Origin of the sequence: Archangium sp. (assembly GCF_036389735.1) — a bacterium.
In the GTDB taxonomy this organism is placed as follows: domain Bacteria; phylum Myxococcota; class Myxococcia; order Myxococcales; family Myxococcaceae; genus Archangium.
In genome coordinates, this window is record NZ_DASVWK010001065.1 from 1 (window position 1) to 3,232 (window position 3,232).

3 protein-coding genes and 1 pseudogene are annotated in these 3,232 nt (G+C 68.6%); 3 read left to right on the plus strand and 1 reads right to left on the minus strand.

Annotated features, from left to right (window positions below; genetic code table 11):
- The 3 genes from VF794_RS38090 to VF794_RS38100 form a co-directional block, all read left to right on the plus strand.
- A partial coding sequence (locus tag VF794_RS38090; RefSeq protein ID WP_331118335.1) for a hypothetical protein occupies window positions 1-311 on the plus strand: 311 nt, incomplete at its 5' end.
- 153 nt (window positions 312-464) lie between these two features.
- The gene (locus VF794_RS38095) at window positions 465-1,127 is read left to right on the plus strand and encodes a hypothetical protein (protein WP_331118337.1); all 663 of its coding nucleotides are present in this window, start codon (window positions 465-467) and stop codon (window positions 1,125-1,127) included.
- A 115-nt stretch (window positions 1,128-1,242) separates the two neighbouring features.
- Window positions 1,243-2,478 carry a cytochrome P450 gene (locus VF794_RS38100; RefSeq protein ID WP_331118339.1) on the plus strand — a complete coding sequence of 412 codons (1,236 nt, stop codon included), beginning with the start codon at window positions 1,243-1,245 and terminating at the stop codon, window positions 2,476-2,478.
- Window positions 2,479-2,715: 237 nt separating this feature from the next.
- Here VF794_RS38100 and VF794_RS38105 read toward each other — a convergent pair.
- Window positions 2,716-3,232: pseudogene (locus tag VF794_RS38105) on the minus strand (hypothetical protein); the annotation flags it as partial.

The following is a 3,232-nucleotide window of genomic DNA, read 5'->3' on the forward strand; positions in this document are numbered from 1 at the left end:
CGCGCCGCAATGGCGAGCGTTTCGCGCTGCCGAACCTGGAGTTCATCCACGCGGATGTCCGCGATGTGGACCTGTCGGACGGCACCGCGTTCTATCTGTACTTCCCCTTCTGGGGAGAGGTGGCGCACGCGGTGGCCCGGATGCTCGGGGACGTCGCGCGGGCCCGGGACATCACCGTGTACGCCTCGGGTCCCCGCCATGACTACGGCGAGCACTTCCTCGAGCAGGTGTCGCAGGGGGCGCTGTGTCTCGCGCCGCAGCGCCAGGACTTCGCTGACGTGATGATCCTGCGCAGCGCCGCCTTCGCGTGAGTGGCTGGGCTGTGAAGGCCGCTGCTCCGTGAGTCGGTTCCTGCTCACCCGGTGCGCCCGCTCCCGTGCAGGCGCGTGCACGCGTCCCTCCCCGGTCCCGCGATGGCTGGGACGACAGCTCCCTCCGGCACGGGAGCTGCTTTGGGCTGGAACATGACGAGAAGACTGCTCCTGTTCGGAGCCTGCGTGGGTCTGGGGTCGTCCGGTTGCGTCTCGACGGGGATGGCGCGCACGGTGGACAAGGGGGCACTCCAGGTGTCGCTCGCGGCCGGCGTCCAGAACGTGGGGTCGCACAACCCGCGCGAAGAGAAGCTTGCCCCTTTCATCTCCATGCCGCAGGTGGACCTGGGCGTCCGCTATGGGCTGACCGACCGGATCGACGTGGGCGCCCGACTCTTCCTTCCCGGTGTGGCGGTGGACGGGCGGTTCGCCCTCGTGCGCGCCCCGTCTCTCCAGAGCGGAGTCGACCTCACCGTGGCCCCCGGTCTCCTCTACTCCCATGCGGGCAGCGGAACCTATCTCGACGAGCCCGCCATGCATGCGGAGCTGCCCTTGCTCCTGGGCGTGAACATGGGGGGGAGCCAGCTCGTGCTCGGTGCCAGAGCCGGTGTCCTCTTCAACCTCAAGGAGTCCCCGCCCTCCAGGGGAAGGTCCTCTCTCACGGTGGGCACCAGCCTGGGTGTCGCCGTTCCCTTCACCTCCTGGCTGCGCCTCCTGCCCGAACTCTCCCTGCGGGTGCAAGCCACGGAGGGACCCTACCTGCCCTTCATCCTCCACGCGGGGGTAGGCGTGGTCTTCGGCGGCTACAAGACTTGAGCCCCGGGCCAGCAAGGGCCCGACAGGCAACGAGCAGGAGGAGCACGGGTGCGGCTCGTGCTCGCATGGGGTCGACATCATGAACAGCGTTGAGAGGACTCCTCTTCGAGGCTCCATGCTCATGCGCGAGCCCATCGACGTGATGTCGCCCGAGTTCCGGGCGGACCCGTCCCCCTTCTACGCTCGGCTGCGGAGCGAGCCCATCCAACAGGTGGAGCCAGGCGGACTCTGGGCCATCAGCCGCCATGAGGACGTGCAGTACGTGCTGAAGAACCCGAAGCTGTTCTCCTCCACCTTCCTCCAGCAGATCATGAGACCCGAGTGGCTGGCGGGGGTAGGCAATCCGCTGTCCGAGTCGATCCTGACCATGGATCCGCCGCATCACACCCGGATGCGTGCCCTGGTGAGCCTCGCATTTACCCACAAGACGATTGCCCGGCTGGAGGCGAGCATCCGCCAGGTGGCCGGCGAGCTGGCCGAGGACGTCCGCCGCCAGCAGGAGGTGGATTTCGTCCAGGCGTTCGCCCTGCCGTTGCCGGCGTTCGTCATCGCCGAGCTGCTCGGCTTCCCGCCCGAGCTTCGCTCGAAGCTCAAGCAGTGGTCCGACGACATCATCAGCATCACCGCCAGCGTTCCGGAGCCGCCCGAGCGCATCGCCTACCTGCGGAGCAGCCTCGCGGAACTCCAGTCCTTCCTGCGCGAGGTCATCACGGACCGGAGGGCCCGGCCCCGCGAGGACATGATGAGCGAGCTGCTGGTGGCCGAAGTGGAGGGCCGGCGGCTCACCGACTCGGAGCTGGTCGCCTTCGGCACGGTACTGTTGGTGGGCGGGCTGGAGACGACGGTGTACCTGCTCGGCCATACGGTGCGGAGGATGGCCCAGGCCCCAAAGGTGCTCGCCCGCGTGCGTGCCGAGCCCGCGCTCATCCCCTCTCGGGTAGAGGAGGTGCTGCGCCTGGATTCGCCCTTTCAAATCACCTTGCGACTCACCACCCAGGAGGTGGAGCTGGGCGGGGTGAAGCTGCCGGCGTACGCGCCGGTGGCGGTGATGATGGGCTCGGCCAACCGGGACGAGCGGCAGTTCGAGCAGGCGGACGAGCTGGTGCTGGAGCGCCGCTCGCCGCAACTCCTGTCCTTTGGACACGGCGTGCACTTCTGTCTGGGCGCGCCGCTGGCCCGGATGGAGGCCCACCTCGCTCTGGAGGAGCTGTTCGCCCGCTGCGAGGGGTTTGTCCTCTCCCAGGAGGCGCTGAAGTGGAATCACTCGCTCGGGATTCGCGGGCCGGTGGAGCTACCCCTTCATGCCATCCCGGCGCGCAGAGGAGCCGACGCCGGGGCGCGTTCCTCATAGGGCGCGAAGTGCGGGCCTCTGCGCGCCGGAGGCTGAGTTCATTCCAACGGTTGGAACCGGCTCCGCTTGTAGACGTCTACAAGCGGTGTCGTGTTTTGTCCCACATATACCCATGTTGCTTGTAGACGTCTACAAGCGAAGCCGGCGAGCGCCCGCAAATCAGAATGCACGGCCGGGCCCGGATCGGCGGTGGGGACGAGCGAGCCCGGGTGCCGGGAGCCAGGGGCTCCACGCCACTTACTGCCCGAGCGACTGGGGCGGCGGCTTGGCGCTGAAGGTGGGCACGTAGCACTCCCCCTGGTGTTCGTAGAGCACGTCCGGACACGGAGCTTTCAGCCTGTGAGGTGTCCAGCAGGCGCCGACCAGCTCGACCTCGGCGTAGCGAGTGCAGGGAGGGCGCTTCTGCCCTTTGAAGGGCTCGCGCGGCAGTGGTCGCGCAAGCACCGGGTGCTCCTGGGGCGTGGTGTCCGCGAGCGAACCGCTGGAGAACGGGGCCGGCCTCTCGGCTGCCGTTGGCTCCTCGTCACTCATAAGCACTGGCGCGGCGCTCGCCATGGACTCCGGGCAGTCTGGGGGAGGGGACACAAGGGCCGGACGCACCAGCGCGAAGAGAAGGGCGCCCACCGCGGCGGCGCTCGCCAGCGCCAGCCCCAGGTGCCAGCGGGGGCGGGGCTCGCGGGTGTCGGAGACGGCACGGGCCATGTGCCGCATCGCCTCGTGCAAGCCCTCGAACGTGAACACCGCCGACTCCACC